24 protein-coding genes, 2 tRNA genes, 1 rRNA gene and 2 other annotated features are annotated in these 25655 nt (G+C 41.6%); of the genes, 20 read left to right on the forward strand and 7 right to left on the reverse strand.

Annotated elements, in window-relative coordinates; all coding sequences use genetic code 11:
• Nucleotides 1-9 precede the first annotated feature (9 nt).
• Nucleotides 10-125: ribosomal RNA gene (gene rrf, locus ACTWQL_RS23365) — 5S ribosomal RNA — on the forward strand.
• A gap of 372 nt (nucleotides 126-497) precedes the next feature.
• On the opposite strand, the gene ACTWQL_RS23370 is transcribed toward rrf, so the two are convergent.
• Nucleotides 498-1448 (reverse strand): YaaC family protein, encoded by a 951-nt coding sequence (locus ACTWQL_RS23370; protein ID WP_443144770.1) that lies wholly within the window; start codon nucleotides 1446-1448, stop codon nucleotides 498-500.
• Nucleotides 1449-1584: 136 nt separating this feature from the next.
• Here ACTWQL_RS23370 and guaB point away from each other — a divergent pair, with 136 nt between their 5' ends.
• The 6 genes from guaB to ACTWQL_RS23400 all read left to right on the forward strand — a co-directional run bounded on the left by guaB (nucleotide 1585) and on the right by ACTWQL_RS23400 (nucleotide 8611).
• Nucleotides 1585-3042 (forward strand): IMP dehydrogenase, encoded by a 1458-nt coding sequence (gene guaB, locus ACTWQL_RS23375; RefSeq protein WP_443144771.1) that lies wholly within the window; start codon nucleotides 1585-1587, stop codon nucleotides 3040-3042.
• 171 nt (nucleotides 3043-3213) lie between these two features.
• Nucleotides 3214-4560, forward strand: coding sequence for a D-alanyl-D-alanine carboxypeptidase family protein (locus ACTWQL_RS23380; protein WP_443144772.1), 1347 nt, complete (start codon nucleotides 3214-3216; stop codon nucleotides 4558-4560).
• A 268-nt stretch (nucleotides 4561-4828) separates the two neighbouring features.
• Nucleotides 4829-5713, forward strand: coding sequence for a pyridoxal 5'-phosphate synthase lyase subunit PdxS (pdxS, locus tag ACTWQL_RS23385; RefSeq protein ID WP_261134799.1), 885 nt, complete (start codon nucleotides 4829-4831; stop codon nucleotides 5711-5713).
• A gap of 24 nt (nucleotides 5714-5737) precedes the next feature.
• Nucleotides 5738-6331: a pyridoxal 5'-phosphate synthase glutaminase subunit PdxT gene (gene pdxT, locus ACTWQL_RS23390; protein WP_443144773.1), complete on the forward strand. Its 594-nt coding sequence runs from the start codon at nucleotides 5738-5740 to the stop codon at nucleotides 6329-6331.
• Nucleotides 6332-6370: 39 nt separating this feature from the next.
• Nucleotides 6371-6595, forward strand: a binding site (T-box leader).
• 280 nt (nucleotides 6596-6875) lie between these two features.
• Nucleotides 6876-8153, forward strand: coding sequence for a serine--tRNA ligase (serS, locus tag ACTWQL_RS23395; protein WP_443144774.1), 1278 nt, complete (start codon nucleotides 6876-6878; stop codon nucleotides 8151-8153).
• A gap of 365 nt (nucleotides 8154-8518) precedes the next feature.
• Nucleotides 8519-8611, forward strand: a tRNA-Ser gene (locus ACTWQL_RS23400).
• A gap of 265 nt (nucleotides 8612-8876) precedes the next feature.
• Here the strand turns inward: ACTWQL_RS23400 and ACTWQL_RS23405 are convergent.
• Nucleotides 8877-9953, reverse strand: coding sequence for a bifunctional 3-deoxy-7-phosphoheptulonate synthase/chorismate mutase (locus tag ACTWQL_RS23405; protein ID WP_443144775.1), 1077 nt, complete (start codon nucleotides 9951-9953; stop codon nucleotides 8877-8879).
• A 218-nt stretch (nucleotides 9954-10171) separates the two neighbouring features.
• Nucleotides 10172-10401 (forward strand) — a binding site (T-box leader).
• Between the two features lie 141 nt (nucleotides 10402-10542).
• Between ACTWQL_RS23405 and aroC the strand changes: the two genes are divergently transcribed.
• The 4 genes from aroC to aroA all read left to right on the forward strand — a co-directional run bounded on the left by aroC (nucleotide 10543) and on the right by aroA (nucleotide 15315).
• The gene (aroC, locus tag ACTWQL_RS23410; protein WP_443144776.1) at nucleotides 10543-11709 is read left to right on the forward strand and encodes a chorismate synthase; all 1167 of its coding nucleotides are present in this window, start codon (nucleotides 10543-10545) and stop codon (nucleotides 11707-11709) included.
• A gap of 82 nt (nucleotides 11710-11791) precedes the next feature.
• Nucleotides 11792-12886, forward strand: a complete 1095-nt coding sequence (hisC, locus tag ACTWQL_RS23415; protein ID WP_443144777.1) for a histidinol-phosphate transaminase — start codon at nucleotides 11792-11794, stop codon at nucleotides 12884-12886.
• Nucleotides 12887-12899: 13 nt separating this feature from the next.
• Nucleotides 12900-14000, forward strand: coding sequence for a prephenate dehydrogenase (locus tag ACTWQL_RS23420; protein ID WP_443144778.1), 1101 nt, complete (start codon nucleotides 12900-12902; stop codon nucleotides 13998-14000).
• 10 nt (nucleotides 14001-14010) lie between these two features.
• Nucleotides 14011-15315: a 3-phosphoshikimate 1-carboxyvinyltransferase gene (gene aroA, locus ACTWQL_RS23425; RefSeq protein WP_443144779.1), complete on the forward strand. Its 1305-nt coding sequence runs from the start codon at nucleotides 14011-14013 to the stop codon at nucleotides 15313-15315.
• Between the two features lie 26 nt (nucleotides 15316-15341).
• On the opposite strand, the gene ACTWQL_RS23430 is transcribed toward aroA, so the two are convergent.
• The 3 genes from ACTWQL_RS23430 to ACTWQL_RS23440 all read right to left on the reverse strand — a co-directional run bounded on the left by ACTWQL_RS23430 (nucleotide 15342) and on the right by ACTWQL_RS23440 (nucleotide 18242).
• Entirely contained in the window at nucleotides 15342-16013 is a 672-nt protein-coding gene (locus tag ACTWQL_RS23430) for a deoxynucleoside kinase (RefSeq protein WP_443144780.1), read from the reverse strand.
• The gene (locus ACTWQL_RS23435; RefSeq protein WP_443144781.1) at nucleotides 16010-16651 is read right to left on the reverse strand and encodes a deoxynucleoside kinase; all 642 of its coding nucleotides are present in this window, start codon (nucleotides 16649-16651) and stop codon (nucleotides 16010-16012) included. Before ACTWQL_RS23435 ends, ACTWQL_RS23430 begins: the two co-directional genes overlap by 4 nt.
• 196 nt (nucleotides 16652-16847) lie before the next feature.
• The gene (locus ACTWQL_RS23440; protein WP_443144782.1) at nucleotides 16848-18242 is read right to left on the reverse strand and encodes a PhoH family protein; all 1395 of its coding nucleotides are present in this window, start codon (nucleotides 18240-18242) and stop codon (nucleotides 16848-16850) included.
• A gap of 622 nt (nucleotides 18243-18864) precedes the next feature.
• Here ACTWQL_RS23440 and ACTWQL_RS23445 point away from each other — a divergent pair.
• From ACTWQL_RS23445 to ACTWQL_RS23455, 3 genes are all read left to right on the forward strand, one after another.
• Nucleotides 18865-18940: transfer RNA gene (locus ACTWQL_RS23445), tRNA-Arg, on the forward strand.
• Nucleotides 18941-19080: 140 nt separating this feature from the next.
• The gene (locus ACTWQL_RS23450; protein ID WP_443144783.1) at nucleotides 19081-19395 is read left to right on the forward strand and encodes a hypothetical protein; all 315 of its coding nucleotides are present in this window, start codon (nucleotides 19081-19083) and stop codon (nucleotides 19393-19395) included.
• Nucleotides 19396-19429: 34 nt separating this feature from the next.
• Nucleotides 19430-19639, forward strand: coding sequence for a hypothetical protein (locus tag ACTWQL_RS23455; protein ID WP_443144784.1), 210 nt, complete (start codon nucleotides 19430-19432; stop codon nucleotides 19637-19639).
• A gap of 8 nt (nucleotides 19640-19647) precedes the next feature.
• Here ACTWQL_RS23455 and ACTWQL_RS23460 read toward each other — a convergent pair whose 3' ends face one another.
• Nucleotides 19648-19842, reverse strand: a complete 195-nt coding sequence (locus ACTWQL_RS23460) for an alpha/beta-type small acid-soluble spore protein (RefSeq protein WP_221569303.1) — start codon at nucleotides 19840-19842, stop codon at nucleotides 19648-19650.
• 168 nt (nucleotides 19843-20010) lie between these two features.
• Nucleotides 20011-20601, reverse strand: a complete 591-nt coding sequence (locus ACTWQL_RS23465; RefSeq protein WP_443144785.1) for a hypothetical protein — start codon at nucleotides 20599-20601, stop codon at nucleotides 20011-20013.
• A gap of 138 nt (nucleotides 20602-20739) precedes the next feature.
• Between ACTWQL_RS23465 and ACTWQL_RS23470 the strand changes: the two genes are divergently transcribed.
• The 6 genes from ACTWQL_RS23470 to ACTWQL_RS23495 all read left to right on the forward strand — a co-directional run bounded on the left by ACTWQL_RS23470 (nucleotide 20740) and on the right by ACTWQL_RS23495 (nucleotide 25429).
• Nucleotides 20740-21291 (forward strand): hypothetical protein, encoded by a 552-nt coding sequence (locus ACTWQL_RS23470; RefSeq protein ID WP_443144786.1) that lies wholly within the window; start codon nucleotides 20740-20742, stop codon nucleotides 21289-21291.
• 213 nt (nucleotides 21292-21504) lie between these two features.
• The gene (locus ACTWQL_RS23475; RefSeq protein WP_443144787.1) at nucleotides 21505-22062 is read left to right on the forward strand and encodes a hypothetical protein; all 558 of its coding nucleotides are present in this window, start codon (nucleotides 21505-21507) and stop codon (nucleotides 22060-22062) included.
• Nucleotides 22063-22249: 187 nt separating this feature from the next.
• Nucleotides 22250-22834 (forward strand): sigma-70 family RNA polymerase sigma factor, encoded by a 585-nt coding sequence (locus tag ACTWQL_RS23480; RefSeq protein WP_443144788.1) that lies wholly within the window; start codon nucleotides 22250-22252, stop codon nucleotides 22832-22834.
• Complete coding sequence (locus ACTWQL_RS23485) at nucleotides 22824-23468, forward strand: hypothetical protein (protein WP_443144789.1); 645 nt, start codon at nucleotides 22824-22826, stop codon at nucleotides 23466-23468. Before ACTWQL_RS23480 ends, ACTWQL_RS23485 begins: the two co-directional genes overlap by 11 nt.
• Before the next feature lie 44 nt (nucleotides 23469-23512).
• Nucleotides 23513-24382: an ABC transporter permease subunit gene (locus tag ACTWQL_RS23490; protein ID WP_443144790.1), complete on the forward strand. Its 870-nt coding sequence runs from the start codon at nucleotides 23513-23515 to the stop codon at nucleotides 24380-24382.
• Nucleotides 24383-25429: an ABC transporter permease gene (locus tag ACTWQL_RS23495; RefSeq protein WP_443144791.1), complete on the forward strand. Its 1047-nt coding sequence runs from the start codon at nucleotides 24383-24385 to the stop codon at nucleotides 25427-25429.
• Nucleotides 25430-25655 lie beyond the last annotated feature (226 nt).

A 25655-nucleotide genomic window follows, 5' to 3' on the forward strand; every position in this document is an offset into this window, starting at 1 on the left:
AATCGATAGTCTGGTGACGATGGCGAAGAGGTCACACCCGTTCCCATGCCGAACACGGAAGTTAAGCTCTTCAGCGCCAATGGTAATTGGGGGCTTCCCCCTGTGAGAGTAGGACGTCGCCGGGCAAGCACAAGAGTAGTCGAGAGACTGCTCTTTTTTTGTATTTTGAGAAAGAAATGAAAACTCAAGAAGGTACTGAGTACATGAAAAGGGGAAAAACCGGATATGATGTACTCAGAAAGCTGTTCTGAATACATGAAAAGGGAGAAAATCGGATATGATGTACTCAGAAAGCTGTTCTGAGTACATGAAAAGGAGAAAAACCGGATTTGATGTATTCAAGAAGGAGGTTTACACAGTTATTCGTACCGTCAAAGCACAGAAATCGTAATTTGACGTACAGCAAGAGATCTTTTTGTACCGTCAAAAAGCTAAAATCAAAAATATACGTACTTTACCCCTTTTTTGCTTAACAAATCTTTCACCTATAAATGCCCTCAATCTTCCTCCCTTTTCTTATCCAAATACTCCATCAACAGTTTTGGTACTTTTACACGTGAGTTCGAAAGAAACCTTGATATGAAAGGAAAATCATTACTGGAGTAGGTGTGGAACAAGTCACCCCACCATTCTGTTTCATATCGGCAGATCATGCTCAAGTTATAAAGTAATAAGTAATGGACCATAACCTCATGTAAAGGTTTAAAGCCTTCCCTTTTAGTAGGAATGAAGTAATTCCCCTCTACACTCTTTTTGATCAAAGGATTCTCAATACCTTTTTCTCCAATTTCAATGACAAACATAGACCCTGAATAATTCACCTCGGATTCAGTTGCAAATTGCTGTTTAAGGAACTGGTTGAACCGGGTATTTGTCATATGTAATGGATCCAATATTTTGTCGGGAATCGACATTGATCCGCAAGAAGAGATAGAAACCTGCAGCAACTGAGAGGACCCATTGATTTGTCGAAACAAGTCATCCATCTCAGGAACGTGGCTAAGAAGTTCCTGCATCTGAAACTTGTCCCCTTCAATTGTCTCCAATTGGAATAGTTGTTCTGAAAAATAAGGGAACAATCCATTCCTTTGTACTTTGATCTCATCCTGTAAAAATAAATAATTTTGTTTTTTCCTTTTTCGAGTCGTGACCCCATGTGCCAATAATGCCGTTGATTCGGGGTAGTAAGGATCGACTGTCAGCAGACAGCATTTGATCAATTGTACCATCCCATAATATAAAAGGACCGGCTGGAGTTCCATCGGTGAACTTTTACATAAATCGAAATATCGCTTCCCATGTGTTAGGTAATAAATAAAGCTATAACAGTTACGGTAACTCAGTTCATCGCTCGACAATTTTGAAGATGAACGTTGATAGCATCCCTTCAGATATCGCTGTGTGGATGAGGCACTTAGAAACTGATCGTAGCTTTTCCATTCATCCATTGACATCTCCATGAGTTCACATCCATATAGCGCAAATTTTGAGAAAAGTCGAACTTATTACTACATTCTTGACAGTAGTTTACCCCATTGTTAATCTACAAATAATATTTTAAACGATAAAAGGAGAGTGGGACTTATGTGGGAAGAAAAATTTGCACGAGAAGGACTAACGTTTGATGATGTTTTGCTTGTTCCTGCTAAATCATCTGTACTTCCTAGGGATGTTTCAGTAAAAACACAGCTATCTGAAAACGTCAAATTGAACGTACCGATCATCAGTGCAGGGATGGATACAGTGACGGAATCGAAAATGGCGATTGCGATGGCACGTCAAGGTGGACTTGGAATCATCCATAAAAACATGTCGATTGAAGAACAGGCGGAACATGTGGATCGTGTCAAACGTTCAGAATCTGGTGTCATCACCAATCCATTTTATCTCACTCCAGAACGTCAAGTGTTTGATGCAGAGCACCTGATGGGGAAATACCGTATTTCCGGTGTTCCGATCGTGGATGAAAATCGCAAGCTCGTCGGGATCATTACCAATCGTGACATGCGTTTCATCCAGGACTATTCCATTAAAATCAGTGATGTAATGACCCATGAGAACCTCGTCACAGCTTCTGTTGGAACGACATTGAAGGAAGCAGAGGAAATCCTTCAAGAGCACCGTATCGAAAAGCTCCCACTCGTTGATGAAAACGGTGTGTTGAAGGGTCTCATCACCATCAAGGATATTGAAAAAGTGATTGAATTCCCGAATTCCGCAAAAGATCAGCATGGAAGGCTGTTAGCCGGAGCTGCAGTCGGTGTGACAGCAGATGCGATGATGCGTGTAAAAAAGCTTGTAGAAGCTGGAGTCGATGCACTTGTCATTGATACTGCACATGGTCATTCCGAAGGTGTATTGCAAAAAGTGAAGGAAATTAAAGACGCTTATCCTGAGGTTACCATCATAGCAGGGAACGTTGCGACGGCTGAAGGTACTCGTGACTTGATTGAAGCTGGAGTTGATGTCGTGAAAGTCGGAATTGGACCAGGATCGATCTGTACAACCCGGGTCGTTGCAGGAGTGGGTGTCCCTCAGGTCACAGCCGTATATGAATGTGCGACAGAAGCAAGGAAACATGGTGTTCCAATTATTGCCGACGGCGGAATCAAATTCTCAGGTGACCTTGTCAAAGCACTTGCGGCGGGCGGACATGCAGTCATGCTGGGAAGCTTGCTTGCAGGAGTCGATGAAAGTCCAGGTGAGCGGGAAATCTATCAAGGACGTCAGTTCAAGGTTTACCGAGGTATGGGCTCGATTGGCGCGATGGAGCGAGGAAGCCGTGACCGTTATTTCCAAGAAAATAACCAAAAGCTTGTACCAGAAGGAATTGAAGGACGGGTCCCTTATAAAGGACCGCTGGCGGATTCAATCCACCAGCTTGTCGGCGGGCTACGTTCAGGTATGGGATACTGCGGCACACCTTCAATTGACGAACTTCGAGAAAATGCGATGTTTACTCGCATTACAAATGCTGGACTTCGAGAAAGTCATCCACATGATGTGCAAATTACGAAAGAAGCACCAAACTATTCTGTCTAACGAACCAGCATGACGTTAGTCACACAATTGTTATAAAAGATACGATGAATTTACTATTTTCGATTTTTTTCAGACAGTGGGTCTTCCACTGTCTATTTTTTTAGATTTTGTTATGGTACAATAACCTTTGTTGTATTTAGGGTTGGAGGTGCAAAAAGGTTGGTAAACCGAATGAAACGAACAGTCATCATCACGTTAGCCATATTACTTGTAGTCACTGGAGTCGTTACATCAAATGCAAATACAGGGTATGCTGCTCCGGACTTGCAAATGGAGGCTGAATCTGCCATTCTGCTTGATGCGGAAACAGGAAAGATTTTGTTTGAAAAGAACGCAGATCTAATGCTGCCACCAGCAAGCATGACGAAAATGATGACGGAATACTTAGTTTTAGAAGCAATTGAAAATGGAGAAATTAGCTGGGATACGCCCGTTAAAATAAGTGATCGTGCACATAAAGTTTCTCAAGATTCAAGTTTGTCGAATGTTTGGCTCCGTAAAGATGCAGATCCAGATTACACAATCAAAGAACTATTCGAAGCTGCTGCCATTTATTCTGCAAACGGGGCTACAATGGCGATTGCAGAAACGATTGCAGGATCTGAAGCGAACTTCGTCGACATGATGAATGATAAGGCGAAAGAACTTGGTTTGGAAAAATATGAATTCGTCAACAGTACCGGACTGAATAACAGTGACCTGAAGGGTGAACACCCGAAAGGCGATGCTGATGCTATGAATATGATGTCAGCTCGTGACACGGCGAAATTAGCATATCATCTGTTGCAAGACTATCCTGAAGTTCTTGATACGGCGAAAATACCTGAAAAAACTTTCCGTGAGGGTACAGATGATGCGAACCGTATGATCAACTGGAACTGGATGATTCCAGGTAATCCTCAAGGATACGGACTTGCCTATCAAGGGATTGATGGCTTGAAGACTGGTTCCACTGAACTTGCAGGTTACTCTTTTACAGGAACTGCGCAAAGAAATGGAATGCGTCTGATTTCAGTTGTCATGAAAGCTGATTCATATAATTCAAGATTTGAAGAGACCAAAAAGCTTTTGGATTACGGGTTCAACAATTTTCAAAAACAAGAACTTGTAAAAGCGAATTATGAAGTGGAAGATAAGGCGACTTTACCTGTCACAAAAGGGAAAGAAAAAGAAGTGGAAGTCAAGGCGACGGACGCTCTATCAGCTGTGATCGCCAATGGTGATGAAGAGAAATATAAACCAAAGGCAACATGGGATAAAAAAGCATTGAATAAAAAGGGACAATTGACTGCACCTATTAAAAAAGGGGACCAAGTCGGGACGTTGTCACTCACTTATTCCGGGAAAGATGACTATGGCTACATAAATGAAACTGCTAAGAAAAAAGCAAGTGTTCCGATTGTTGCCCAAGCAGATGTCGAAAAAGCAAACTGGTTCGTGCTGATGATGCGCGGTATCGGTGGATTTTTCGGTGACATCTGGTCAAATGTCGTCGATGGGATCAAAGGACTGTTTTAAACGAAATGCATAAAAAGAGGCTGACTCTAACGGGTCAGTTCTTTTTCTATAACCTTTTCATGATCATAAGATTTTCTTTAACAGTGAAATACGAAAAAATCAACAAATATGAATAAGTGTCTATCATAAACAAACATTACCAATAGATTAAGTAAGTATAAACGTAGTGTCTTTATAGGCATGAGTGTTGAAAAGTGATACAATAGTGTAGGATTTAAGAATCAATGAAATACACCTAAATTACACCTACTGATAGGGGGAATTATACATGGTACAAACAGGTACTGATCGTGTAAAACGTGGAATGGCAGAAATGCAAAAAGGCGGCGTCATCATGGACGTTGTCAATGCAGAGCAAGCGAAAATCGCTGAAGAAGCAGGTGCTGTTGCTGTAATGGCGCTTGAACGTGTTCCTGCAGATATTCGTGCAGCTGGCGGAGTGGCGCGTATGGCAGATCCAACAATCGTTGAGGAAGTCATCAATGCGGTTTCGATCCCGGTAATGGCGAAAGCACGTATCGGACATATTGTCGAAGCGCGTGTACTCGAGGCACTTGGTGCTGACTATATTGATGAGAGTGAAGTTTTGACTCCTGCAGATGAAGTTTTCCACTTGAACAAGCGTGACTTCACTGTACCATTCGTATGTGGTGCACGTGACCTTGGCGAAGCAACTCGTCGTATCGGTGAAGGTGCTTCTATGCTTCGTACGAAAGGTGAGCCAGGAACAGGTAATATTGTCGAAGCTGTTCGTCATATGCGTCTGATCCAATCACAAGTCAAGAAAGTGGTCGGTATGAGTGAGGACGAGCTTATGACAGAAGCGAAAAACCTTGGTGCTCCATATGAAATTCTCCTTCAAATCAAAAAAGAGGGAAGACTTCCAGTCGTCAACTTCGCTGCAGGCGGTGTCGCATCTCCAGCAGACGCAGCATTGATGATGGAACTTGGAGCAGATGGCGTATTCGTAGGCTCTGGAATTTTCAAGTCTGATAACCCTGAGAAGTTCGCTCGTGCTATTGTCGAAGCGACAACTCATTATCAAGATTATGATTTAATCGCTAAATTGTCTAAAGGTCTTGGAACAGCTATGAAAGGTGTCGAGATTTCTTCTCTACAACCATCAGAGCGTATGCAAGACCGTGGTTGGTAAGAAGCGTAAAGGAGACAGCATAGAATGGTCACAGTTGGTATTCTTGCCCTTCAAGGAGCAGTCCGTGAACATGCTCGATCACTTGAAGAGAGTGGGGCAAACGTTAAAATTGTCAAACGTGTAGAGGATCTTAATGAGATCGACGGGCTTGTCGTACCTGGTGGAGAAAGTACAACGATGCGTCGATTGATCGATAAATATGAAATGTTCAAGCCTTTACAGGATTTCGCTAAATCTGGCAAACCGGTTTTCGGGACTTGTGCAGGATTGATTTTGATGGCAAAGGATATCATCGGTCAAGAGCATGGTCATCTTGAAGTGATGGACATGCGTGTTCACCGTAACGGATTCGGCCGTCAACGTGAAAGCTTTGAAGTACCTTTGACAATCAAAGGGCTTAAAGGAGAAGAAGACTATATCGGCGTCTTCATCCGCGCTCCTTATATCGAATCTGTTGGGCCGGAAGTTGAAGTATTGGCAACTTTCCAGGATAAAATTGTTGCTGCTCGCCAGGGACGTTTTCTATCCTGTGCGTTCCATCCGGAATTGACAGATGATCACAGAATGCACGGCTATTTTGTCGAAATGATAGAAGAGTTGAAGAAAACAGTTGCATAACATTTTGAAATAGTGTAAATTACTACTAACACATTTTCAGATCGAATGTTGACAGGAACTAGTAGCATGAATTCTTTGTAAAGAGAGCCGATGGTTGGTGCAAATCGGTCAAAGAAACTTGTGAATCCATCCTTGAGTAAAATGCGGAACGGGTGAGAAACCTCAGTATGTATTTTCGGTTCGTAACCGTTACATTACTTGAGTGGTACCATCTTTGTGGTGGTACAACTAGGGTGGCAACGCGGGTTAGCTCTCGTCCCTATCCATGTGTGTGATATATACATTCATGGTGGGACGGGAGTTTTTCTATTCTAGACGGGTGATAAACTTCGCATTTCGTCGTTACTTGGTTTTAGAGGTCCTCACCGTATTAACAACATACGCCTCCGGTCCTTAAAACCGCGTGCCTCGAACTACTCGTTTCTAACCCGTCTAGTTAAGCGGGTGATAACTTCGCATTTCGTCGTTTCTAGTAGATGGGTGATAAACTTCGATTTTAGTGGTACAACAACATTGACAATTATTATAAAAGGAGGAATACATGATGTTGGATTTGAAATTTGTTCGTGATAATTTTGATGAGGTAAAAGAAAAGCTTTCTACTCGTGGAGAAGATATTTCTGGACTTGATCAGTTTCAAGAGCTAGATGAAAAACGACGCGAGTTAATCAACAAAACGGAACAACTCAAAAGTGAGCGTAACAATGTATCTAAAATGGTCGCTGAATTTAAACGTGAAAAAAAGGATGCTGATCAGCTGATTAAAGAAATGCGTGAAGTCGGAGAAAAGATTAAAGCGTTTGATGAGGAACTCCGTCAGGTTGAAGAAAAACTTCAGAGTATCATGCTTACTCTACCGAACATCCCTCATGAATCTGCTCCAATCGGGGAAGATGAAGAGGATAATGTCGTTGACCGTGATTGGGGCGAGATCAGGAAGTTTGATTTTGAACCAAAACCTCACTGGGACGTTGCAGTTGATTTAGACATCGTGGACTTTGAAAGAGCAGCGAAAGTAACAGGCAGCCGTTTTGCTTTTTATAAGGGTCTTGGTGCTCGCCTTGAGCGCGCGCTGATCAATTTCATGATGGACTTGCATGAAGATCAGCACGGTTACACGGAATTGTTACCACCATACCTCGTCAATCGCGACAGCATGACTGGTACTGGTCAACTACCGAAATTTGAAGAGGATGCATTCAAAATCCGTGAAGAGGATTATTTCTTGATTCCGACTGCGGAAGTACCAGTGACAAATTTACACCGAGATGAGATTTTGTCTTTAAAAGACCTTCCAAAAGCGTATGTAGCTTTCAGTGCATGTTTCCGTTCAGAGGCGGGGTCTGCAGGACGTGATACACGAGGGCTCATCCGTCACCACCAATTCAATAAGGTTGAGCTTGTACACTTTGTGAAGCCTGAGAATTCTTATGAGCAGCTTGAAACGCTGACAGGTCACGCTGAAAAAGTGTTGCAGCTCTTGAAGCTTCCATACCGTGTGATGAGCATGTGCACAGGAGATCTAGGCTTTACGGCAGCGAAAAAGTACGATATCGAAGTTTGGATTCCAAGCTATGAAACCTATCGTGAAATTTCTTCTTGCAGTAATTTCGAAGATTTCCAAGCACGTCGTGCAAACATCCGTTTCCGACGTGAACCGAAGGCGAAACCAGAGTATGTGCATACATTGAATGGATCTGGACTAGCAATTGGACGTACTGTTGCTGCGATTTTAGAGAACTATCAGCAAGAAGATGGATCTGTCGAAATTCCGGAAGTCCTGCGTCCATATATGAGGAATAAGGCAGTCATATCTAAGTAAAGGACAACAAGAAAACCAAGGAGTTTCACCTCGTTTTCAAATGTCTGCTATCTCTTGCGGCAGGCATCATTTTTAAAATTAGAGGACAAATATTCCGCTATTGGTGCAAAATTGAGGGAGTTTTAAAAATTAGAGGACATCTGTTCCGCTATTTGACTATAACGGACCCTTATGAGCTTGATTTCTGTTAAATAAGGGATCTGGTGTCCTCTAATTCTTCCTTACCTGAGCTTTTTGACCAAATAAGGTCTCCTGTGTCCGCTAATTTTTTTAAATTCTTTCCTTTCACTTGTATTCAAAAAAAAATGTCGAATTTATAGTTGACGAATCGATTTTTCCGATGATATAATGGTTTTTGTCAGTGCGGAGGTATACCCAAGTCTGGCTGAAGGGAGCGGTCTTGAAAACCGCCAGGGGTGTAACAGCCCGCGGGGGTTCGAATCCCTCTACCTCCTCCATTTATTTAAAAATCACAGCGCATATTACAACGGAGATTGTATGTGAATTTTGAAATTCGTTACTTGAATGGGTAACGAATTTTTTTATGGTTAAAAGGAAAAGTTAAACAACTCAGGTGCTTTTTAGCATAATAGCTTCCGCATATGAAGGTTCTATACGACTATTTCGCTTCAGTTAAGCTTAGTCAGAAATCAACAGTATGATTTAACAACGCCAGCACAATAAAAAACAGCGCTGAAATCAGTTCAGCGCTGTTTCAAAGTTTTATGCGTGGACAGGCTTGTTCGCCTTCAATTTATGCATGAACTCAATGAACTCTGGAATGTCCATTTGCTGGGCAGAGTCCGATAGAGCGACTGCAGGATCCGGGTGAACTTCGGCCATGATCCCGTCCGTACCGATTGCAAGTGCCGCCTGGGCTGCAGGAAGTAACAAGTCTTTCCGACCTGTCGAGTGTGTAACGTCCACCATGACAGGCAGATGTGTCTCCTTCTTCAAAATCGGGACAGCAGAGATATCAAGTGTATTCCTTGTTGCTCGTTCGTACGTTCTGATGCCTCTTTCACAAAGGATGACATTTTCGTTCCCTTTGGAAATGATGTATTCTGCTGCGTACATGAATTCTTCAATCGTTGCGGACATGCCGCGTTTCAAAAGTACTGGTTTGTCGACTGAACCAGCAGCCTTCAATAAATCAAAGTTTTGCATGTTCCGTGCACCGATCTGAATAACATCGACATATTCCAACGCCTGTTCGAGATCATTTGGATTCATGATTTCACTTACGACTGCGAGATTGAATTCATTCGCTACTTGACGCAGTATCTTCAACCCTTCGAAACCAAGACCTTGGAAATCATATGGGGATGTACGTGGTTTGAAGGCCCCTCCTCGTAACAATGTAAGCCCTTGATCTTTCATTGCTTTGGCTACCTGCCGTACCTGTTCATAGCTTTCAACAGCACATGGTCCAGCTACAAAACGTGGGTTCCCGTCTCCGACCAATTCACCTTTTACGTTGATGACGGTGTTTTCAGGCTTACGTTTCCTTGATACGAGCAGTGCTTTACGGTTATCTTCCTTCTGCAGTTCTAAGCTCGCCTTGAAAATGGTTTTAAAAATATGTTGAAGTGTGGACGTTTCAAATGGCCCATTGTTGTTTTCTGATACCAGGTTTAGAAGCCGGCGTTCTCTTACTGGATCAAAGCGATTAATACCCTGAGCTTCTTTAACTTTACCGATCTTTTGAACGATTTCTCCACGTTCATTGAGGAGCTCTAAGATCTTCAAGTTCACTTCTTCAATTTCTGCACGCAGTACCTCTAATTCATTCGACACCATTTCTCCACTCCTTTTGGTTGATTTTCAGATTTTGAATATTGTTTAAGACTTTAAAGGAAAGAATATAGTTATGTCAACAGGAAATTTACAGAAAATTTTTCGCTTTAAACCGCGAAAGTGTTAATACCAATAATGTAAGCGTATCCAAAAAAATAGTTTGAAAATTTATGCTTTACAAAGTCCGCTTCCCGTGTTAAAACTTTATATAAACTAAATATTCAAACGCAATGACAGGATTCAAGTAGTGTTGATCTCCCTGTAACTAGAGAGCTGATGGCTGGTGCAAATCAGTACAAAGATGAACATGAATTTCACCCTCGAGCTTCTTTTTTAATCAATTTTAATCAATGATAGATGATGATTGAAAAAGACGGTAAGGCCGTTAACCGAATGAGTGACGGAATAATTCCGTAATGAGGGTGGTACCGCGACTACAATCGTCCCTGCTGATATAAAAGCAGGGGCGTTTTTTATACTTAATGAAAGTATAAGTGCAACTAATGGCTCAGCCTACGTTAAGGCTTGGCTTTGCCAAGTTTTCTTTACTTTTACATCAATAAATTGAATAGTGGAGAAAGGGGTGGATGGTATGAGATACCTCACAGCTGGTGAATCTCATGGACCTCAATTGACAACAATCATCGAAGGGGTACCAGCGGGTTTATCTTTACTGAAAGAAGACATCAATCATGAATTAGCAAGAAGACAAAAAGGATATGGCAGAGGAAGACGAATGCAGATTGAGAAAGACCAAGTAAATATCTCAAGCGGGGTTCGTCATGGGTATACACTTGGTTCACCGATAACCCTCACGGTCGAAAATCGTGATTTTCAACATTGGAGAAAAATCATGGGTGCAGATCCGATTGAAGATGAGGAGGATGTAAAGCGTCAGATATCAAGACCTCGCCCAGGGCATGCGGATTTGAACGGTGCCATAAAATATGGACATCGTGATATGCGGAATGTGTTGGAGCGTTCGTCAGCAAGAGAAACAACGGTCAGGGTAGCAGCAGGGGCTGTTGCAAAGCGGATCCTAGCTGAATTAGGGATAAAAGTTGCGGGACATGTCGTAGAAATCGGTGGTGTAAAAGCAGATCCGGTTTTCTATGAATCCATAGAAGATTTACAAAAAATCACGGAAGACTCCCCAGTGCGATGCCTCGATCCAGCAGCTGGAGGGAAAATGATGCGAGCGATAGATGAAGCGAAAGAAAATGGAGATTCGATCGGCGGGGTTGTGGAAGTGGTAGCAGAAGGCATACCGACTGGTGTCGGAAGTTATGTCCATTATGACCGGAAGCTCGATGCGAAACTCGCAAGTGCTATCATGAGCATTAATGCCTTTAAAGGTGTTGAAATTGGTATCGGTTTTGAAGCAGCTGAAAAACCAGGAAGTCAGGTTCATGACGAAATTTTATGGAACGAAGCAGAAGGGTATACGAGAGGAACGAACAATGCTGGCGGATTTGAAGGCGGGATGACAACCGGGATGCCAGTTGTCGTACGTGGTGTGATGAAGCCGATTCCGACGTTGTACAAGCCGTTGCAAAGTGTTGATATTGAATCCAAAGAGCCATTTAAAGCGAGTATCGAACGGTCAGACAGCTGTGCTGTTCCTGCAGCTAGTGTCGTTGCTGAAGCGGTCGTAGCCTGGGAACTTGCGGAAGCGATCGTAAGCCAATTCGGAAATGACCAGATTGAGAAAATCAAAGAAAATATAAAACGGCATCAAGAACAGGCAAAACTGTTTTAAACATGACTTTACAAAATTCGCGATACTCTCGCGGAAAGGGAGTATTTCGTTAAATCAATAAATGAGCATAGGAGGAGATTTAATGAAAGTGAAAAAGCAGATGTTATCACTAAAAGCTTATGACCCAGGCAAATCAATTGATAATGTGAAAAAGGAGCTTGGTCTCACTCGTATCGTAAACCTGGCATCGAATGAAAATCCGTTTGGATGCTCCGAGAAAGTTGCAGAAGCTTTACAATCGATCTCCAATTATGCCCATTATCCGGACAGCCGGGCTGAAGAGTTGAGAGAAAAGGTAGCAACCCATCTGAATGTAACAGAAAATCAACTGCTGTTCAGCAGCGGTTTGGATGAAATGATCCAGATGATCAGCCGTTCACTCTTATCTCCAGAAACGAACGTAGTCATGGCTTCTTTTACATTTCCGCAGTTCAGACACCATGCTGTGATTGAAAATGCTGAAATCCGTGACGTGCCCCTGAAAGAAGGTCGTCATGATCTGGAGGGTATGCAAAAAGCCGTGGATAGCCAGACCAGTCTTGTATGGATCTGTAACCCGAATAATCCGACAGGAACATACGTCAATGAAACAGAACTCCGAACGTTCTTGAAAGAGGTTCCAAACGATACGATCGTCGTCCTTGATGAAGCTTATTATGAGTACGTGACAGCTGAGGATTATCCCGATGCCATGAAACTGATCAAAGAATACGATAATTTACTCGTGTTGCGAACTTTTTCAAAAGGCTACGGTCTTGCGGCTTTCCGTATCGGTTATGCGATCGGTCATGAGAAACTTATGAAAAATCTTGATATCGGAAGACTGCCATTCAATACATCAAAGTTTGCACAAATGGCGGCCCAGGCGGCTTTGGAAGATGAACGTTTCGTTAATGAAAGTGTGACACGAAACCGTGAAGGGCTCGAACAATTATATACGTTTTGTAATGAATATAACGTTCCTTATTATCCTTCACAGGGGAACTTCATATATATCGAACCTGAACAAGATCAAGAACAGATCTTTCAATATTTGATCCAAAGAGGCTATATCGTTCGACCGATCAAGGACGGAATCCGGATTACAGTTGGTAATAAAGAAGATAATGAGGAACTGATCAACCTGTTGAAGGAATTTCTAGCTGACAGATCATCCAATATAAAACTAACATCATAAGGAGTACGAGCCAGTGAAGAGACGTGTTTTGCTCGTCGGTGTCGGATTGATAGGAGGATCGCTGGCACTGGCGATCAAAAAAGAACACCAGGTAAAGATAATTGGATATGATCCTAACGAAGAAAACTGTATGCTTGCGAAAAAGCTTGCAGTGATTGACGATTATACGTCAGACCTTCAAACTGAGGCAGAACAAGCAGATCTGATCATCCTTGCAGCCCCAGTAGAAGAAACAATCAAGCTGTTTGATGAGTTTAAACACTTTCAATTCAAGCCGAATGTCATCATAACCGACGTGGGCAGCACAAAAGTGAATATCGTCCAAAAAGCTGGACAGTTGCATGATAAAGGTGTGACTTTCATTGGTGGGCATCCTATGGCTGGTTCCCATAAGTCTGGAGTCGGAAGCGCCAAAGTCCATCTTTTCGAAAATGCGTTCTATGTACTGACAGTTTTTAATAAGACGACAACTGATCAAATCACTAAACTTAAAGACTGGCTCAAAGGGACCAAAGCTAATTTTCAAATAATGGAACCAGAAGAGCACGATCTCGTTACCGGGATTATCAGCCATTTTCCGCATGTAATGGCGGCAAGCCTCGTACGTCAGGTGAAAAGTCATGCACATCGGAATGAACATGTGACAAGGCTGGCCGCAGGGGGATTCAAAGACATAACCAGAATCGCCTCAAGCAGCCCTTCCATGTGGCGTGACATCGTCCGGCATAATCGTCAGACCCTTTTATCCCTGTTAGACGAATGGGGAAAGGAAATGGAAAGTGTGAAAAGTCTGGTCGCTCGCGGTGACGGCGATGAAATCTATGATTATTTCTTAAGTGCTAAAAAATACAGGGATGCGATGCCGACTGGATCGAAAGGCGCGATTCTTGCATTCCATGACCTTTATATTGATGTTGCCGATCACGTCGGTGTGATATCCGATGTAACATCTCTATTAGCGGAAGAAAAAATCAGCATCACCAATATCCGGATCATTGAAGCACGTGAAGATGTATATGGGGTGTTGAGGCTCAGCTTCAGGTCGGATGAAGACCGGAAGCAGGCGAAAGCTTGTTTAGAAGACCATCACTATCAAACGTATACGACGATGTAGGAGGATTCAGATGAAAACGTTAAGAAGCCTGAACGGAGCAGGATTGACAGGAACAATTCGAGTACCAGGAGATAAATCGATTTCACATCGTGCCGTCATGTTCGGTGCCATTGCACATGGAAGGACAGTCGTTGATGGATTTTTACCTGGTGAAGATTGTTTGAGCACCATCGACTGTTTCCGTAAATTAGGTGTAACGATCAACCAGGAGAAGGAGCATGTAGAAGTTGTCGGTAACGGCTTTGAAGGTCTTCACGAACCGGAAGACATATTGGATGTCGGAAATTCAGGCACAACTTGTCGTCTGTTATTAGGTGTTCTTGCCAATACACCCTTCCATTCTTGTGTGATCGGAGATGATTCGATTGCAAAGCGCCCGATGAGCAGAGTCACGAACCCGTTACGTGAAATGGGAACGAAAATCGATGGGCGAAACGATGGAAACTATACGCCGATCAGCATCCGTGGCGGAAATCTGAAAGCGATCAACTATGTTTCACCTGTCGGCAGTGCTCAGGTGAAATCTGCTGTATTATTAGCTGGATTACAAGCGGATGGGACGACAACTTTGACAGAGCCTCATCATTCAAGGGATCATACGGAACGGATGCTTAGAGCGTTCGGCTGCGAGGTGGAGGTCAACGATTTGACCGTTTCTTTAAAAGGGAAACAGCCTCTCGTATCGACACATATTGAAGTGCCCGGAGACATTTCCTCAGCTGCGTTTTACCTCGTGGCGGGTGCGATTGTTCCGAATAGTGAAATCACGATCAAAAATGTAGGAATCAATCCTACGAGGACCGGGATCCTTGATGTATTGGAAAAAATGGGAGCTGACATCACCATAACAAATCAAAATACACAAACAAGTGAGCCGTCCGCAGATATTCAAATCAAGACGTCCTCGTTAAATGGAATAGAAATAAGTGGTGAGTTGATTCCTCGGTTGATCGATGAAATTCCGATCATCGCCCTTGCAGCTACACAGGCTGACAGTACGACTGTAATCAAGGATGCAGCTGAGCTGAAGGTCAAAGAGACGAACCGGATCGATACGGTCGTCAACGAATTGAAAAAGTTGGGTGCACAGATTGAAGCGACCGATGATGGTATGATCATCCACGGAAAAACAGAATTGAGTGGAGGTACCGTAGATAGTCATGGGGACCACCGTATCGGGATGATGCTTGCGATTGCATCTTGTATCGCAAACGGAGAAACAGTCCTTGAAAACAGTGGATCGGTCAATGTGTCGTACCCATCCTTTTTTGAGCAATTAGAGCAACTGAGTCAATCAACGATAAAAAAAAGCTGATCCCTTAACGGAATCAGCTTTTTCCTTTATATGTGCTGCAAATTTCGATTTTGGTTGATCGTTTCACCAATCCGTTTAAGGATCAATTCGACAGATGAAGGATCTTTAAGAAGATCGTAGTCGTTGATGTTCACTTTCAACACCGGGCATGTTGTGAAATTATTGATCCAATTTTCATAGCGCTCATGCATTTCTTCCCAATAAGCGATCGGTGTCTGTTGTTCCATTGGACGCCCGCGGAGTTTGATCCGGTCGATGATATCCTGAAGGCTGCCTTCAATATAGATCAACACGTCAGGATGAGGGAAGTAGGGTGTCATCACCATCGCTTCGAAAAGGCTCGTATAAGTTTCATAATCGATGTTTGTCATCGTGCCTTTTTCATGGTGCATCTTAGCGAAAATCCCTGTATCTTCATAGATCGAGCGGTCCTGGACGAATCCGCCGCCTTGTTCGAACATTCTTTTTTGTTCTTTGAACCTTTCGGCCAAGAAATAGATTTGCAAATGGAAACTCCAACGTTCGAAGTCTTGATAGAACTTGTCCAAATAAGGGTTCGTATCAACCTTTTCCATGGATGTTTGAAAACCCAGGTTATCAGCAATCGCATTCGTCATCGTCGATTTTCCGACACCGACAGTACCAGCAACAGTGATGACGGCGTTTTTTGGGATGTTATATTTTTCGAGGGCGTTCATTGCTTCACTTCCTTCTTATGAAAAGTCTCTTCGACCACCTTCAAAATATCTGAAAGCTGGTCTTGATTCTGGACAAAATCGATTTTGTCACCGTCGATTGTCAACACAGGTATTTCAGGATGAAGCTTTTGGAACTGGTACATAAAGATTTCATAATCAGAAGATAGCTGTTTCAGATAATCTGGGCTGATGTTCTTCTCTATGTCTCTCCCTCTAAGTGAAATACGCTTCAACAAGGTTTCCAGGCTTGCTTTTATATAAATGACCATATTCGGTGCAGGCATATCCTTCGTGATGATTTCAAAAATCTGCATGTATTTTTGAAAATGAACTTCTTTCAATGTCCGCATGGCAAAGATTCGGTTTTTAAAAATATGATAATCGGATACGACCGGTTTTTCATGCTTTAAATACAACTCTTCAATATCTTCAAGCTGTTTGAAACGGTTGCAGAGAAAAAACATTTCTGTCTGAAAGCTCCACTCTTCGATATCATCGTAAAACTTACCGAGAAATGGATTCTCTTCAACGATTTCTTTCAGAAGATGATAATTAAATTCCTCACTGATCGCTTTGGCTAAAGATGTTTTACCGACACCGATAGGACCTTCTACTGCGATGAAGGGAGTTTTATCCATAAAAGTGCCTCCTATGTACGAAATAGACAAATATAATTGTAGCACATACCGTCATATATCGACAGGTTGAAAACGAAAAAAACAGACTCATACAAAGTGTCTGATTCCTTTTGAAAGGATGTCAGGTTTTGTCGGGTCAAAAGTCTATTTTCCCCTTCAATACATGGCATATCAGACACTTTTGAGTCACGGGAGATTATAAATAGCGAGCTGCTTTCTCTGCCAGATTGGAGCGTTCTGTACGTGAAAGGCGGATGATACCAATTTCATCTTCACATTTCAGCCGTTCAATCGTATAGGTTAACCCATTGTTCACCGAATCAAGGTAAGGATGGTCGATTTGATCAGGATCGCCGACAAGGACGATCTTCGTTCCCTTACCGACACGGCTGACAATCGTCTTCACTTCATGCTTCGTCAGGTTCTGTGCCTCGTCAATGATGATAAATTGGTTCGGGATGCTTCGGCCCCTGATATATGTCAGGGCTTCGACTTCCATGTTAAGCTGTTCGATTTCTTTTTCGATTTTCGGTATTCCATTCTTATCATTTTTCTTGTTCGAATCCGGATCGATATTGAAAAGCTGCTCCAGGTTATCGAATATCGGTTGCATCCATGGACGTAGCTTTTCATCCTTTTCCCCTGGAAGATAACCGATATCTTTTCCCATTGGAACGATTGGACGTGCCACAGTGATTCTGGAATAATGTTTCATATCCTGTGTTTCATGCAGAGCGGCCGCTAGAGCAAGCAATGTTTTACCCGTTCCTGCTTTACCGATTGCACAGACCATTTCTACCTTCGGATCTAGCAGTAATTCTAAAAACATCCGTTGCTCCACATTTTTTGGGCGCAAACCCCAGATGAAGAATTCATCATCGGTAAAATAGAATGGGCAGCATACAAGCTTATTCCTTTTTCTAAGGACCCGTCCTACTGCAGATTGGTTGGTCCCTGCATTACTTTTCATCAATAAGAAATCTTGTGGATTCACTTCAGTTTGAAGATATTCGGATAACTGTTCAAGAGGAAGTTCATGATTCGCATGGAACGCATTGATGAATTCAGGAGGAACCTGAAGTTCGTGGTAGCCTTTATGAATCGTGAGGGAGCTTTCAACGAGACGGTCGTTTTCGTATAATTGCGCCATGAAATTAGGCGTATTGTGCGACTTCTTCAAGGCATCGGCTTTTGCAATCAATAAAATATCATTAGAAACCAACACGATATCGCGCTGCGGTTGTTCGAGAGCAATATTCACAGCAACAGCAAGAATCCGATTGTCATTCGAGTCCTCATTGAAGATGCTCTTGATGTTTTCAAAAGAGCGATGATTCAATTCAATGACGAGCGTGCCCCCATGGTCAAGTGGAAACGGCTCATGTAAACGGTCTTTGTATTTTTCACGTAACGTCTTATACTGCCGGCCGAATTCCCGAGCATTTCGGCCTACCTCATCTTGCAGCCGTTTTTTCGAATCAATTTCTTCAACGACTACAGCTGGGATGACAACATCATTTCCTGCATACTTAAAGATTGAAGCAGGGTCATGTAAAATAACATTCGTGTCCAAGATATAAATCTTGTTCAAGGATCCAACCCCTCTCGAGAATGACTAGTATACGCAACATAATTACATATTCGATTTTATACCTATCTTTACCTTTTCTATCGGTAAAACTCATGGAAATGAATAGCACGAGCGGCCATCAGGATAAAATCCCCAAAACTTGGTCTTTATGCGATACCAGCTTTCTTTATATAATATGAGGCAAATCACTTTTCGGTATAGATTCCACCAAACATTTATGTGTAAGATTTTAACAATTTGTCGAAGCCGATGAAAAAGGAGCAGAGCAGGTATATAATCATTTATATGTCCACATTTTTCATTTCATAAGTGATCATAGAAAATGATAAAAATAAATCCCCTCGTGATTGTTGATTTCTTCACCCTTCCTAAGGTCAGTTATGTTGATTTGGTTCGAAATTCACTCCCTTTCCAGGCAGGCTAATGAAAAGCGGAAGCGACCCGGTTAGGCACGTAGATCACTGAAAAACTGACAAGGAGGCTGTCGCCGCCGCAGGGATAATAAAATTAGAAATTATGTATTAAATGAAAAATCTTAGGTTTGAAAATGGGACAATACCTTGTATATCAAAGATAAACCTTGTATACTATATCTCAGCAATCTTACTAAGATAAAGCTTTCGGCCCCGTAGCTCAGTGGATAGAGCGTCGGTTTCCTAAACCGTGCGTCGCAGGTTCGATTCCTGCCGGGGCCGCCATGAAAATAAATATAAGTAATGATTTTGAAGAACGCATTTCCAGTTTTCCAGGGAAGGCGTTTTAATTTTTTAATTGCAAATGGAAATCATTACCTAAACATGGTAGAGAGAAATAAAGTTATCAAAGTTAAGGAGAACCTATGGGGTTGATTCTAAAACGGTGTTATTTGTTCGTCATACTTGCTGGTATCGTATTTTCTACATTGAACATCATCTGGTACCTGATCATATATGAGGTGTACGGTTACAATGGTCCTCTGTATGCAGTTCAAAAAGGAGATATGTTTTTCAAAAGTGTAGTTCAACTTTACAGACATAAAGAAATGATCTTAGTGAGTTTAGTGATCGTCACATTCATAATTTCCTTCTTCGTACAAATCGTACGTCACAAAAAGAAAAGACATAAAAATATTTGTCTCTTTTCTAAAAGATTGTTGCTTTTGAGTCATTTATAAAAACTCACCTTGTGCAAGTTGATTGGAGAGCAAGGTGCGAGACTCCAGCGGGATCAGCGGGACAGGTGAGATCATTCAATGTCGCAAAGCGACGAATGGGCTCACCGCACGCCCCGCGGAAAGCGAGCATCCTGGAGCGGAAATCAACGACTTTCAAGAGCAACAACATTTGCGAAAAAATAAAAAGGATCTCCCGTATGATAAGGGAGACCCTTTTGCCCAAGAGGAGGCGCTAGCAAGATAGACGTGAGATTAACGTCCGCCTAATTGAGCTTGCGCTTGTTGAACTAGACGCTTAGTGATCTCTCCACCTACAGAACCGTTTTGGCGAGAGCTAGTGTCAGGTCCAAGTTGTACACCAAATTCTGAAGCGATTTCAGTTTTCATAGCGTTGATCGCTGCTTGTGCTCCAGGAACAACTAGTTGTTGGTTGTTGTTTTGTGCCATGTCAATTCACCTCTATTCTACTAGGAATAAGTGGAGGTATTTACCACTTGAGTTTAGTATGAATAGAGGCGGTTTTTTTATTCAAAGCAATTTGAGGTAAATTAAGGAAAAACAAGGTGGTTAAAGGGTTCATGTAGCTATAGCCACATGAACTTTTTTATATTCCTGCTACAATTGTTTTATACATAGGCTGTTTTCTAAAAGTTTGTCGCTACTGGAATGTTCTAAAGAAAGAAGCTGAAACTTGATCGTCTCTTTCGTTTCTAGGAGGGACGTTTTTTTTGTTCCACATGAAACAATGCAATCATCCACTTTAACCTTAAATGCAATGAACTGATCCCCTCGGTCTCTCCATCTTGCAAGTACCTCGATTACATAGTTTCCAGGTTCAGAAGGCATTTTGAAATCAAATTTGTCACTGAACCTTTTGTATTCAGTTCCATCTTTCAGATATACAACATGGATGCCGCTTGGTTCTTCTTCATAGTTGATTTTAATCAAGCTGTCTTTTGGTACAGATGTGGGCTTTGTATCACTTGTCAACGCTTCAGCCCCGGCAGTATCGGCACATACCCCTTGCCCGTTTGACTGCCAACAGAAAGACCCTTTTTTATGCGGGATTTCTTTTTCTCCAATTAATACAACAGCCTCTGGCGGCCTCAATTCTGCTTGATCTAAAATCGAGAATAAATTTCCGCTGCACCCTGCTAAACCTAGACAAACTAAGAGTAGAATTAAGTTTTTGTATAATGGTTTCATTGCCCACCTCTTTTCTCTATAGACGTTTCAGAGTCCTGTCCCGTTTCCTGATAATTTTGAATAGATTAACTAATTTACAAACAATTCCAATTCCGTTACACTATCACTTGCTAGTAAATCATATAAGGGGGATAAATGATGAAGAAAATTTTAGCTTTTTCAATGCTCTTTTTACTTATGTTTGCTTCGGCTTGCGGAAATGATGATTCAGCAAACGGGACGAAAGATGAGGGTGGAGAAAAGATTGATAAAAATGAATTGAAGTCTCACCTATTGGATTTCCAACTTGAAGTGATCAATGTTTTGAAAGAAAATCATAAACCATTTGCAGAATTTGAAGCAGTCAAAGCACAAATGAACGACCCGGAAGTTGCTGAGGAAGAGAAACCATCAGAAGAGGAAGCTCAAGCTGCTCTGGAAACTGCACAAGCGGCAGGACCAAAAGCTGCAGAAGCAATTCGTGGAATGGAGATTCCTGAAGAGCTATCTCAATACAAAGAAGATCTTCAATCAGCACTTGAAGATGCTGCCAAGTCTTATGAAAAGCGTGCAGACAATGTATCACTTGAAGTTGCCGAAAACGAGCAAGCAGAAGCAGAGGAATTGTTCGCAAGCTTCGAAAAGAAATTCGGTAAACCATTTGAAGAACTTGATCTATTAGCACCTGCCTTCAAGTCTGAATTAGAATAGTTACATCATTCACCATCTATCTTTTGATAGGTGGTTTTATTTTATATCCTAAACCTTTTGTTTAAGGCTCTTTTCTAAAAGATTGTTGCTTTTAAGTCATTTTTAATTAATCAACGACTTTCAAGAACAACAAAGTTTGCGAAAACAACCTTTTGTTTAAAAATGACAGCAATAAGGAATTAACTTTGTAGATAAGTTGATAGGAGGTGAAAGATGATGAATAAGAAGTTCTGGCTTCTTCTTTTGAGCTGTTTGTTCAGTGCTCTCATATTATCTGCATGTTCAAGTGAAGAAGGAAACAGTACTGGGAATTCAGAAGATAATGAAGTCCAAGTAGATGATGAGAAGGTGAAAGCATCACTCGAAGACTTTCAAAACGAAGTGAACTCGTTAATTAGTGAATACGATGATGATTTCAAAGAATTCGCACAGACTGTTGAAGTGAAAACGGAAAATGTAAGCAATGAAGAATTGCAAGCTTTAAAAAATGAAGCTTCTCAATCCAGCCAGCAGTTGGCAGAAAAACTTAGGAACATGAATATACCTGCAGAGCTTGAATCTTACAGCGAGGATTTGAATCAGTCACTCAACAATTTAGCTGATCGATTCGAAGCCCGTAGTGACGACCTCGAAAATGAAGATACAAATGCAGCGTTAGATAAAGCGAAAGCAGCATCGGAGAACATCTTGACAGAATTTAAAGGAGCACTAGGTTCAATCTACGAATCACTTGGTCTTGAAAAACCAGAATTCATCAATGATACAGAATAAGCATGAACGAGAAAGCTGCTGCACCCTAATGTGCCGGCAGCTTTTTTTCTGTGCACTTCAAGTTAGGTCATAAGTAGTATGCTACACTCTAATTAACAATGTTTGTAAAAATGTTCAAAAAATTTTCAACCGATCAAGTGTTTATTCGTCTATATAAGGAAAGGTCAATTCAGGGGGAGGGTCAGAAATGGAAAACTTCCGTAAGGTTCTGCAGGAAAAGCAAACGTTCAGTTTAGAAAGCCTTCGTTTACATAAAGAAGAGATTATGGAAGAGGTTGTTGATTACTTCGGAGACCGTTTAACCCGTGTGGCTTATACATATGTAAAGGACTGGGGAAAAGCAGAGGATATCGTACAGGAAGTATTCATTACCTGTTATTCGAAGCTTGAAACCTTTCGCGGGGAAGGTTCATTGAAGAATTGGCTATATAAGATCACTGTGAATCGATGTAAAGATCATTTAAAAAGCTGGGCGCACCGGAATATATGGTTTGCGAATCCATTCACTTTTTTCAAACAAGAAAGTAACGATCAGACTCCGGAACTTCGCCTGATCGTAGAAGATGAATATAACCAACTAGCCGATAAAATCTTACAATTACCGCTTAAATATCGTGAATTAATCATTTTATTTTATCAAGAAGAAATGTCCCTTAATGAAATAAGCGAAATGCTCCATATAAAGACTTCCACATTAAAGTCTCGATTGTTCCAGGCGAGGAAATTACTGCGCGTACAATTAGAGAAAGGGGAGGAAGCGGATGGAAGATAAGCTGAAAAATCTAGATAAGATCATGGAAAAGGCTGTGTATCAAAAGAAACGATTTTCAGAAGATAAAAAGCAGAATATCATGAAACGTATTCGAGAGCAGCAGAAACCATCATTCATCAAAACGTATATGTGGATGGTGAAGCCTGCATTAAGTATCTCGGTTTGTCTTTTTCTACTTGTCTTTTCAATCAGTTTCATTTTGCAACCGCCCCAACAAAAAGATCGAAGTGATGGGGATCTCCTACAACTAGTGGACACAGGTAGAGAAGTAACAAGTCTCCCCTTATTGAATCGCATTTCACATATCGCAAAAGAAGAAAATAAAACGATTGAATATGTTTCTGTTTCAAAGAATAAAAAATATGTGCTGTTAAATATCAATGTCGTACCAAATGCAAGTAAATCCGATATAAAAGAAACCGTTGAAAAGATGTTCTACAAAGGATCGGAACTGTATCAACATAAAGATGAATTGAACAAAATCGGTGCCCCGTGGAATGATTATACGGTTGATATCACAATCGTCGAGAATTTCGACCACAAAGGAATCTATGATCATACACAAACTCAACAAACATTATTACGCGGAGTCAAATCGACAAATCAAGATCATATAACTTGGATGGACAAATAGAGAGTGTTTTAGATTTTCTGGGTTGGGAGAAAAGAGGGGTTTATATGAGATTCATTGGCAACCAGATGTTGCGTTTCATATGTATCGTCATCGGAATCATACTGATGGCCGGTTTGCCGACGCTTTTGCCTTCAGGGGGCTCGTTCCATTTGAATTGGCTAGCTTATTTTCAAAGCATTAGTGAGGTCATTTCAGGTATTTTCAATATACAAGAGGTTACCTATAACACCGATGGTACTGACCGGAAATTATTACCGCAACTCATCCATATCGGCACGTATTCTGTGACTGTAATGGTGGGTGCGATTTTACTTGCCCTTATCATGGCAACCTTCTTGACGTTCATCACGATGCTGCTCCCGTCAAAGTGGATTAAAAAAATAAAAGTTGGAACATTCATCCTGGAATCCCTCCCGGATCTCCTGATTATCATAATGTGCCAGCTGACTGTCGTTTGGTTATATAAAAAGACCGGACTGTTACTTTTTGAAATTGCCTCATTACCTGGCGAACCTATTTATCTATTGCCGATTTTTTGTCTAGCAATTTTACCGATGATCCAATACTTCAAAGTCATGATTTCAATCGTGGAAGGGGAGTTGGAGAAGCAATACGTCGAATTGGCGAAGGCTAAAGGAGTACTCCCGAAGAAGATATTGATCATCCATGTATTACGAAATGCATTGGCGAGCCTATTGAATTATTCGAAAACAGTGATTTGGTTCATGCTTTCGAACCTGTTGATCCTTGAATATATTTTTAACATCAATGGCATCATGCGTTTTTTATTGGATTACTTGAATCCGATCATTTTTGCATGGAGTCTGCTGGCGACTTTCATTCCGATCTTCTTATTATTCGCATTAGGTCAGTGGCTGCTTGAACGATTTACGAATGAAAAGGTCGTGATGTAGATGCTCAAGAGACTCTTTAAGAATGGATATTTCCTGATCGGCTTCGTCTTCATTATTGGTTTATGTACGATCAGTTTGCTGCACACGTTCATATGGGATAATCAGATTGCACAAACACCAATACGTTACGAAGAGGGAAGAGCGGTAGAAGGTTCACCGATCGCGCCTAGAGTAGATATTCCACTGGGGACGAATGTTCAAGGGTTCCATATGACTCATTTGATTTCAGTAGGAGCGAAATATACGATCGGTTTCGCTGTATTGATCGCATTCATCCGGTTACTGACCTCTATGGTTTTCGGTATTCTATATGGGGCTTATTTTTTCAGGTTCAGGAAGTATGTAACCTGGGTCGTCGACGTATTCAACTATGTTCCGGTCACGTTGCTCGCGTTATTCATATTGACACCATTCCTGGTCGAAATTCCTACTGGATTTGATTATACGTTTTGGGAACGTGTTTGGATCGAGGTGATCATTCTCGCTCTCATTGCGGTTCCTCCGTCATCGATTCTGATCGGAAATGAGATGGGAAGAATCTATAATCACGAGTTCATCGATGGAGCTAAGATCATCGGCGGAAGCAGGCTTCATATTCTCTGGAAACATGTGAGACCGCATATCCAACCGCAACTATGGATCATCTTCATGCAACAACTTGTACAAACGATGCTTGTGTTAGCTCACCTTGGATTTTTCAAAGTATTCTTTGGAGGAACCAATTTGAGCTTCGATCCGTATTTTCGGGACCCACCCCAGTCGATTTCATATGAGTGGTCTGGTTTGATTGGAGACGGGATGAGGCACTTGACTGTCAGTCCGTGGATTGTACTGGTTCCAATCACTTTCTTTGCACTGACGATCCTTGCGATGAATTTCATGCTAGAAGGGATCAAGACAGTTACTGAAAACTGGAGGGTCGACCATAAGCCTGTCAAATCTGAAGCTGAAGCTATGAAACAGGTTTCAGAAGAAAAACAGTTTACCCCATTGAAAAAGCAAGGTGCTGTCCACCGACGGGAATTGAGACTTGAAGATAAGGAATAACAAGATCATGAAAGCTGTTTGAAACGACCGTCCGTTTCAGCAGCTTTTTTGTTTAGGCTGGTTTTTTATAGTTTGTTCAATTGGAAACACAATTGGAAACAACTTTTGATTTGAGAAGTAGGGAAATATACGAGACTCTCGTGGAAAGCGAGTATTTTTCCAAAGGTAATCTTTATTAAGATGAATTTCACAAAAATGCAAAAAAGTTTTCGTTGATATAGAGCGA

This window comes from Pseudalkalibacillus sp. R45 (assembly GCF_052246725.1).
Lineage (GTDB): Bacteria > Bacillota > Bacilli > Bacillales > Fictibacillaceae > Pseudalkalibacillus.

Bases quoted from the DNA above. Each gene is read 5' to 3' on its own strand.
- ACTWQL_RS23370 (WP_443144770.1), bottom strand. From the start codon at position 1,448: ATGGATGAATGGAAAAGCTACGATCAGTTTCTAAGTGCCTCATCCACA.
- guaB (WP_443144771.1), top strand. From the start codon at position 1,585: ATGTGGGAAGAAAAATTTGCACGAGAAGGACTAACGTTTGATGATGTT.
- ACTWQL_RS23380 (WP_443144772.1), top strand. From the start codon at position 3,214: ATGAAACGAACAGTCATCATCACGTTAGCCATATTACTTGTAGTCACT.
- pdxS (WP_261134799.1), top strand. From the start codon at position 4,829: ATGGTACAAACAGGTACTGATCGTGTAAAACGTGGAATGGCAGAAATG.
- pdxT (WP_443144773.1), top strand. From the start codon at position 5,738: ATGGTCACAGTTGGTATTCTTGCCCTTCAAGGAGCAGTCCGTGAACAT.
- serS (WP_443144774.1), top strand. From the start codon at position 6,876: ATGTTGGATTTGAAATTTGTTCGTGATAATTTTGATGAGGTAAAAGAA.
- ACTWQL_RS23405 (WP_443144775.1), bottom strand. From the start codon at position 9,953: ATGGTGTCGAATGAATTAGAGGTACTGCGTGCAGAAATTGAAGAAGTG.
- aroC (WP_443144776.1), top strand. From the start codon at position 10,543: ATGAGATACCTCACAGCTGGTGAATCTCATGGACCTCAATTGACAACA.
- hisC (WP_443144777.1), top strand. From the start codon at position 11,792: ATGAAAGTGAAAAAGCAGATGTTATCACTAAAAGCTTATGACCCAGGC.
- aroA (WP_443144779.1), top strand. From the start codon at position 14,011: ATGAAAACGTTAAGAAGCCTGAACGGAGCAGGATTGACAGGAACAATT.
- ACTWQL_RS23430 (WP_443144780.1), bottom strand. From the start codon at position 16,013: ATGAACGCCCTCGAAAAATATAACATCCCAAAAAACGCCGTCATCACT.
- ACTWQL_RS23435 (WP_443144781.1), bottom strand. From the start codon at position 16,651: ATGGATAAAACTCCCTTCATCGCAGTAGAAGGTCCTATCGGTGTCGGT.
- ACTWQL_RS23450 (WP_443144783.1), top strand. From the start codon at position 19,081: ATGGGGTTGATTCTAAAACGGTGTTATTTGTTCGTCATACTTGCTGGT.
- ACTWQL_RS23460 (WP_221569303.1), bottom strand. From the start codon at position 19,842: ATGGCACAAAACAACAACCAACAACTAGTTGTTCCTGGAGCACAAGCA.
- ACTWQL_RS23465 (WP_443144785.1), bottom strand. From the start codon at position 20,601: ATGAAACCATTATACAAAAACTTAATTCTACTCTTAGTTTGTCTAGGT.
- ACTWQL_RS23470 (WP_443144786.1), top strand. From the start codon at position 20,740: ATGAAGAAAATTTTAGCTTTTTCAATGCTCTTTTTACTTATGTTTGCT.
- ACTWQL_RS23475 (WP_443144787.1), top strand. From the start codon at position 21,505: ATGATGAATAAGAAGTTCTGGCTTCTTCTTTTGAGCTGTTTGTTCAGT.
- ACTWQL_RS23480 (WP_443144788.1), top strand. From the start codon at position 22,250: ATGGAAAACTTCCGTAAGGTTCTGCAGGAAAAGCAAACGTTCAGTTTA.
- ACTWQL_RS23485 (WP_443144789.1), top strand. From the start codon at position 22,824: ATGGAAGATAAGCTGAAAAATCTAGATAAGATCATGGAAAAGGCTGTG.
- ACTWQL_RS23490 (WP_443144790.1), top strand. From the start codon at position 23,513: ATGAGATTCATTGGCAACCAGATGTTGCGTTTCATATGTATCGTCATC.
- ACTWQL_RS23495 (WP_443144791.1), top strand. From the start codon at position 24,383: ATGCTCAAGAGACTCTTTAAGAATGGATATTTCCTGATCGGCTTCGTC.